At 47.2% G+C, this 6582-nt stretch carries 6 protein-coding genes and 1 pseudogene; 5 read left to right on the forward strand and 2 right to left on the reverse strand.

The features are described from left to right. Nucleotides 1-58 precede the first annotated feature (58 nt). Nucleotides 59-352 (reverse strand): DUF2442 domain-containing protein, encoded by a 294-nt coding sequence (locus QUA99_RS26155; protein ID WP_333242056.1) that lies wholly within the window; start codon nt 350-352, stop codon nt 59-61. A 189-nt stretch (nt 353-541) separates the two neighbouring features. Between QUA99_RS26155 and QUA99_RS26160 the strand changes: the two genes are divergently transcribed. From QUA99_RS26160 to QUA99_RS26170, 3 genes are all read left to right on the forward strand, one after another. Next, nucleotides 542-748 (forward strand): hypothetical protein, encoded by a 207-nt coding sequence (locus QUA99_RS26160; RefSeq protein WP_333242054.1) that lies wholly within the window; start codon nt 542-544, stop codon nt 746-748. A gap of 325 nt (nt 749-1073) precedes the next feature. Further along, nucleotides 1074-2717 (forward strand): WD40 domain-containing protein, encoded by a 1644-nt coding sequence (locus QUA99_RS26165; protein ID WP_333242053.1) that lies wholly within the window; start codon nt 1074-1076, stop codon nt 2715-2717. A gap of 113 nt (nt 2718-2830) precedes the next feature. After that, nucleotides 2831-3481 (forward strand): Uma2 family endonuclease, encoded by a 651-nt coding sequence (locus QUA99_RS26170; RefSeq protein WP_333242051.1) that lies wholly within the window; start codon nt 2831-2833, stop codon nt 3479-3481. Between the two features lie 73 nt (nt 3482-3554). On the opposite strand, the gene QUA99_RS26175 is transcribed toward QUA99_RS26170, so the two are convergent. Beyond that, complete coding sequence (locus tag QUA99_RS26175) at nt 3555-3752, reverse strand: helix-turn-helix transcriptional regulator (protein WP_333242049.1); 198 nt, start codon at nt 3750-3752, stop codon at nt 3555-3557. A 297-nt stretch (nt 3753-4049) separates the two neighbouring features. Here QUA99_RS26175 and QUA99_RS26180 point away from each other — a divergent pair, with 297 nt between their 5' ends. Further along, complete coding sequence (locus QUA99_RS26180) at nt 4050-4259, forward strand: hypothetical protein (protein ID WP_333242047.1); 210 nt, start codon at nt 4050-4052, stop codon at nt 4257-4259. A 453-nt stretch (nt 4260-4712) separates the two neighbouring features. Then, nucleotides 4713-5783 (forward strand): annotated as a pseudogene (locus tag QUA99_RS26185) (ABC transporter ATP-binding protein); the annotation flags it as partial. Nucleotides 5784-6582 lie beyond the last annotated feature (799 nt).

The raw sequence follows: 6582 nt of genomic DNA on the forward strand, positions 1-6582 counted from the left end.
TAGGAAGGTTTTTTTAGTGATTGAGTCATGCACAAATCCAGGGTTTTGTCAAATTAATTTAGATGCGTTTACCCTGGCTTTCCCAGTGCACGCTACTACCGGAAGGCGGCAGCCAAACATCAGCAAGTTGTTCTGGTGAAGCAGCTTCTAAGCCTTGTGCCAGCTTTGGCGGAAAAGAAAAAATAGCGCCGTTTTTCAGCTTGATAACTATTAAATCTTCCGACTGGTTATACTGCACAGATTCGGCGCGGGGTTCTGTAGCCTCAGCGTTTTTCCATGCTTGTTTGGCTTTTGCTATTTGATCTCGGAGATTTTCCTCAGTTAACTCTTGGTCCCAGTTTCTAAATACCATATATTTCTTGCCATCGGTTTTGTTGATTTTGGGTACTTGATTATTGCTGCATGGAATTGTGTTAAGCGGACTGTGAAGGAGATGATACTTAATAATGGGTTACTACTTAGGAAATAAGTAAATAGGAGGAAGACAGTAAATTTTATTTATGGTATTTCTGGTAAGAGTAAATGTTTAGGATAAATTTTTATGCAAGAAAACCCGATCGCCCGAAAGCATCTTGTTTCGAGCCTGATCACTGGTTTAGCAGTTGGCGCGATCGCGGGCGCACCTATCGGCTGGATGGCTAATGGGTATTATTCCGAGCAGCGTTTGGCTCAAATTCTGATTTGCCGAGAAAAAAATAGAGATCAGCCAGTTGCGATTGTTGAGGCTAGGTGCGGTTCCCGATTCTAAATTTTTCTGCTAACCAGAGGGCTGTGTCAAATATTGTGAGGCTTGTGCGAATGTCGAAAGTTCGATCGTCGCGCAGGCATTTTGGCGTTGTCAACCGTCAATCGATTTTAGATTTTAGATTTTAGATTTTAGAATTGAAGCATTGACCCCACGGATAAAATCGGGGGGCAAGTTTCATCGGATACAGGTTTTTTATTTCTCCGTCCTGAGTCTGCGCGTTGGAATGAATCCGGGGGCTTGTATCCTGGATGCTTTCGGTCAATATGCCACAAACCGGAAAACTTATCCGTCAGTTGATATGTGGGTATGTTAAATTTACACAACAATGAATTACAGCAGAACAATTCCGGCTATTTTGAGTGCTACGATCGCCCTGAGTTCGATCGCCCTCATCCCACTCACATCACCTCAAATCGCCCTCGCATTAACCGCCGACAAAGTTAAAACCGTTGCCCAACAAATTACCGTTCGCATCCAGGGGCCAAAAGGCGGTTCGGGAGTAATTTTAGAAAAACAGGGCAGCACATACTATATTCTCACAAACTGGCACGTTGTCGATAAAGCCGGCGATTACGAGGTCGTAACTCCCGACGGCAAAGCTCACTCTGTATCATACAGCCTGGTGCGGCGAATGCCCGGTGCGGATTTGGCGATCGTACCTTTCAGCAGCACTCAAAGCTACCCCCTGGCTCAATTAGCCAATTCCGCAGCAACTAAGGGAAACAAGGCTTATGTGGCCGGCTGGCCGATATCGGGCGGTTCTTTGAGACAGCCGATTTTCATCGCCACGGAAGGCCAGCTTACCGGCCGCCAAACTCCTTGGAACGGTTATACTTTGGTATACAACAACTTAGTGAGAGCGGGCATGAGTGGGGGCCCGGTGCTCGATGACGCGGGGCGAGTTGTCGCAATTAACGGCATTGTCAGGTTAGAGGACAACTCTGATAAAATTGTGGCGGCGGGAATAGAAATTAATACTTTCATGAAATGGCGATCGACTATTTCCCTGCCAGTAGTTCCCCAATCTCCTACTGCCGGAAACCCGAAAACTCCGGCGACTAATGCGCCCCGCAGGCCCGCAAGTGCGATCGCCTTTGCTGCCGCAAATACCCTCAAAGGGCCTTCCGAAGTTGTCAGTTCCCTTGCCCTTGCTTCAACTTATTTTACCACAGGAAATAGCAACGGCACAATCTCAGTTTGGAATTTTCCCAGCGGGCAATTAAAAACTACCCTGCAAGGACACGCGGAAGCAGTAAACGCACTGGCAGCGAGTGCGGATGGCAAGGTGTTAGCTAGCGGCAGCGACGACAAAACCGTGAAAATTTGGAATTTAGAAACTGGCGCGCTTGTACGCACTTTGAGCGGACATTCCAATGCTGTTTCGAGCGTTGCCGTTAGTCTAGACGGTCAATTTGTAGCCAGTGGCAGTTGGGACAAAACTGTGAAGATTTGGAATGCGAAAACGGGGGAGTTGCTGCGGACTTTGACCGGGCATTCTGGGTTGGTGAATGCTGTTGCAATCAGTCCCGACAACAAAACTTTAGCTAGTGGCAGCAAAGATGGTTCAATTAGGTTGTGGAATTTAGCGACAGGTCAAGCAATTCGCACGATTAGCGGCAAAAACTTGGCTGTTTTGTCGCTAGCTTTTACTCCCGACGGCAAGAGTTTAGCTGCCGGAAACAGCAACGGCACTGTTGGGTTGTGGAATGCCGGAAACGGGCAGTTAATTCGGCGTTTGAGCGGGCATACTGACGGAGTTTGGTCGGTGGCATTCAGTCGGGATGGCACTACGCTGGTTACTGGGAGTTGGGATAAGAGTGTGAGACTTTGGGATGTGCGATCGGGGGATTTGAGAGGTACTTTGAGCGGTCATGCTGGCTACGTTAGCGCTGTGGCGATTAGCCGCGACGGTAAGACTATTGTTAGTGCGGGTTGGTTGGGGGAAATTAAGATTTGGAAAAGGAGTTGAGATTTTTTTGATTTAACCGCAGAGGGCGCAGAGGGCGCAGAGGAAGAGTAGAGAGAACAGGGTTTGCATTTGATTGAGTGGTGTTATACGATCGAGATATTTGGGATCAAAAAATGAGTGGACTAAAGACTAAATTGCCCACTGATATCTGGGTAGCAGCAACCTGGGAAGAGTTCATCGCCATGGCGGATGACGCAGCTTACAATAAAGCCAAATGCTATTACCGCAATGGACAAATGAGGATTGAAACTATGTCAGTAGGGCCAGATCGTGGACAGGATAATGCGATCGCACTTTTGGCAATTAACCTATTTTGCACTATCAAGGGTATTGCTGTTAACGGATTCAATAAATGTAGCTACCGGAAAACAGAAGTCCGAGAGTGTCAGCCAGACCTATCTTACTACATTGGAGAAAGAGCGCAATTAGCTCCGAGTGGAAGTTCGATCGCAAGTCTTGACGTTACCCCACCGCCAGATTTGGTCATAGAAGTTGCTGACTCAACTTTGGCCGATGATATTGGTGAAAAACGGTTGCTTTACGAAGAGCTAACAGTCGCTGAATATTGGGTAGTAGACGTGCAGAAATCTCAAATTATTGCCTTTGCTATCATCGCAGATAATGGCAGTCGGCGGCTCGTTCAATCTGAAGTTTTGCCGGGATTAACTATTGCTTTGTTGGAAGAGGCTTTGCGGCGGCGGAGTCGCACAGAAGATCAAGCACAGGTAGGGGCTTGGTTGTTGGCTCAATTTCAGCAGCAGTAATCGAAATAGAAAGCGATCGCCCTCTCTGCAAAAAAGCGCGATTGTCCAACCTACTTGATCTTAACTCCCCAAGCTAAACTACTAAATCTTCGATCGAGAATTTCAATAAGTCGCACAGGGCTTTCATCTGTGCTGGGTATAGCTTGGGGACGTGTCTGTCGGTTTCCCAGTTGATGACCGTTGACTGCACAACTTTACACGCTCTTGCAACTTCTATGCGAGTTAAATTTAAACTTTCGCGTCGTATTCTTAGCTTTTGCCCTAGTGTCATTATTTATCCCTAATTCAGTTGACTGTATGTATTCAGTTGACTGTATGTATTCAACTGAATATTTACAGTCAATTGACTATATTTAGTTAATTATTTTAGACTAATTTTGTAAACAACTCTTGACTTAAATTCAAAGTTTTGGTAAAAATAATGGTTATTTATAACCTAATTTCTCTAGCCTTCTATGGAATTAGGAAATTTGTGTGCAAAGCCTGAAACAAGTCAAAAGCCAGTCCGCGCCCTCGACAAGCATTGAACTGGCTTTGGCTCCAATACTAAATGGAGACAAGCTTAATTATGCCTTATAAAGACCGCCTCAACAAGTGGTTGGTTGTTCGCCTGCTTCCCAATATGCAGCGAATCACTGTGGCCCACTTTTTCAGGCATTCCGATGCTGACGGCTATCTGCGGATCGTCCGGCAGTTAATCCCCAAGGCTCAATTTGTGATTGTTTTTAATGCCGATATCAACCTAGAAACAGCGCCTAACAACATCGAAGGCAGCTAGTTGAGCGTTCGGTTAGGCACAGAACCTACTGGTAGGGTGCGTCAGATCGTTTCCGGTAGCATCGGAATTATTAGCCAAAATTAGGACACGGCAGTGCCGTGTCCCTACAATATTATTTTCGGTAGGGACACGGCATTGCCGTGTCCTCCATATCATGTATGAGTGCAACCGGAATTGATATCAGTTGGTAGCGATTCGATGTACATCGGCTAATCGTTTCCGGGCTCGGCACCCTACTACCTAGCATTTTGTTTCAAAGTCCGATCGACCCTTATGATAGATTTGGTTCTTGCCAGACTACACTGGAAGACAAAATCAAATTAAAAATTTCGCCATAAATGCGATCGACCGGCCGATCGGGCGGGACTCTCAAATTCGTGGAACAGCCGTCCCGCCTGTGGTTGGCAAAGTAAATCTAAAATCTAAAACCTAAAATCGCGTGACTTCTGACAAATGATTGAAGTAGAACACTTAAGCAAAACTTACGGTTCGACCGCAGCGATCGCGGACGTGTCTTTTTCGGTCGAATCAGGAGAAATTCTCGGGTTTTTGGGGCCCAACGGTGCCGGCAAAACCACAACGATGCGGATTTTGTCGGGATATTTGCCGGCATCCAGCGGTACCGCCCGCATCGCCGGCCTCGACGTTCACGAAAACTCGATGGCAGTCAGACAGCGCATCGGCTATCTGCCGGAAAACCCGCCGCTTTATCCAGAAATGACTGTGGAAGGGTTTCTGTTTTTTGTGGCCAGGATTAAGCAAGTACCTGCGGGCGATCGCGCGCGTAGAGTCACCTCAGCCATCGAACGCTGCGGCCTGGTTGATAAACGCAAAGTTTTAATCCGCAAGCTTTCTAAAGGATTTAGGCAGCGCGTCGGTATCGCGCAGGCGATCGTCCACGACCCGCCGGTCATTATCTTAGACGAACCAACCGTCGGTCTCGACCCCCGACAAATCATCGAAGTCCGCAATTTAATCAAAAGCCTTGGCGGCCAGCACACAATCATCCTTTCCACGCACATTCTCCCGGAAGTCAGCATGACTTGCAACCGCGTCACCATCATCAATCGCGGAAAAATCGCCGCTGCGGGTACTCCCGAAAATTTGATGGGAGAGTTGGCGGTGGGAGAGGGTTACGAACTCGAAGTTGAAGGCGAGGCGGATTTGGTAAACAGTCTGCTGTTGCCTTCTTTGGAAAATGTGCCGGGAGTTCGATCGGTCGAATTGATTCCCAGCCAGCAATTTTTAGCGAGTCGCTACCGCCTGCGGGCTTTGTGTGAACCGGACATAGAACCGGGACGAGAAATTGCCACAGCTATTATCACCTCTGGATTCGGACTTTGCGAAATGCGCCGCAATCGGGCTAGTTTGGAAGATGTGTTTTTAAGGCTGACAGCGGCTGAAAAGAAACCGGAAGAAAATCTGGTTCACAGCGAACCGGAGGTCGATCGAAATCTGCAAGAAGCCACAGAAATTCAAGACTCGATCGCGGATTCTCATCAATCCGAATCGCAACCGATTGTCGAAAATCTGATAGTTTCAGATAGGCAAGAGTCGATCGAACATCCTCAACCAGAACCAATTGTCGAAAATCTAGAAGTTTCAGAAACTCTAGAGTCGATCGAGCATCCTCAACCAGAACCGATTATCGAAAATCTGCTGGTTGTCGAAACGCAAGAGTCGATCGAGCATCCTCAACCAGCATCGGAACCAGTTGTAGAAACTCTAGAGTCGATCGAGCATCCTCAACCAGCACCGATTGTCGAACATCTAGAAGTTTCAGAAACTCTAGAATCGAGCGAGCATCCTCAACCAGAACCGATTATCGAAAATCTGCTGGTTGTCGAAACGCAAGAGTCGATCGACTATTCTCAACCAGAATCCCAACCAGTTGCAGAAACACCAGAGGAAATAAGCGATTTAGAACCAGAAATGCAACCAGTGGCAGATTTTCTGGAAACTGTAGAAAGACAAGAATCGATCGAACATCCTCAACCAGAACCGGTTGTCGAAAAGGTGCTCATTGTAGAAACAGTAGAGTCGAAAGAACATCCTCAACCAGAACCTGAACCGATTGTTGAAACCGTCGAGTCGAGCGAACATCCTCAACCAGAACCTGAACCGATTGTTGAAACCGTCGAGTCGAGCGAACATCCTCAACCAGAACCAATTGTCGAAAATTTCCTCATTCCAGAAACCGTCGAGTCGAGCGAACGTTCTCAACCGGAACCTGAACCGATTTTAGAAACCGTCGAGTCGAGCGAACATCCTCAACCAGAACCAATTGTCGAAAATCTGCTGATTGTTGAAACCGTCGAGTCGA

Source organism: Microcoleus sp. F10-B2, from assembly GCF_036704965.1.
Lineage (GTDB): Bacteria > Cyanobacteriota > Cyanobacteriia > Cyanobacteriales > Microcoleaceae > Microcoleus.

Bases quoted from the DNA above. Each gene is read 5' to 3' on its own strand.
- QUA99_RS26155 (WP_333242056.1), bottom strand. From the start codon at position 352: ATGGTATTTAGAAACTGGGACCAAGAGTTAACTGAGGAAAATCTCCGA.
- QUA99_RS26175 (WP_333242049.1), bottom strand. From the start codon at position 3,752: ATGACACTAGGGCAAAAGCTAAGAATACGACGCGAAAGTTTAAATTTA.
- QUA99_RS26180 (WP_333242047.1), top strand. From the start codon at position 4,050: ATGCCTTATAAAGACCGCCTCAACAAGTGGTTGGTTGTTCGCCTGCTT.
- QUA99_RS26160 (WP_333242054.1), top strand. From the start codon at position 542: ATGCAAGAAAACCCGATCGCCCGAAAGCATCTTGTTTCGAGCCTGATC.
- QUA99_RS26165 (WP_333242053.1), top strand. From the start codon at position 1,074: ATGAATTACAGCAGAACAATTCCGGCTATTTTGAGTGCTACGATCGCC.
- QUA99_RS26170 (WP_333242051.1), top strand. From the start codon at position 2,831: ATGAGTGGACTAAAGACTAAATTGCCCACTGATATCTGGGTAGCAGCA.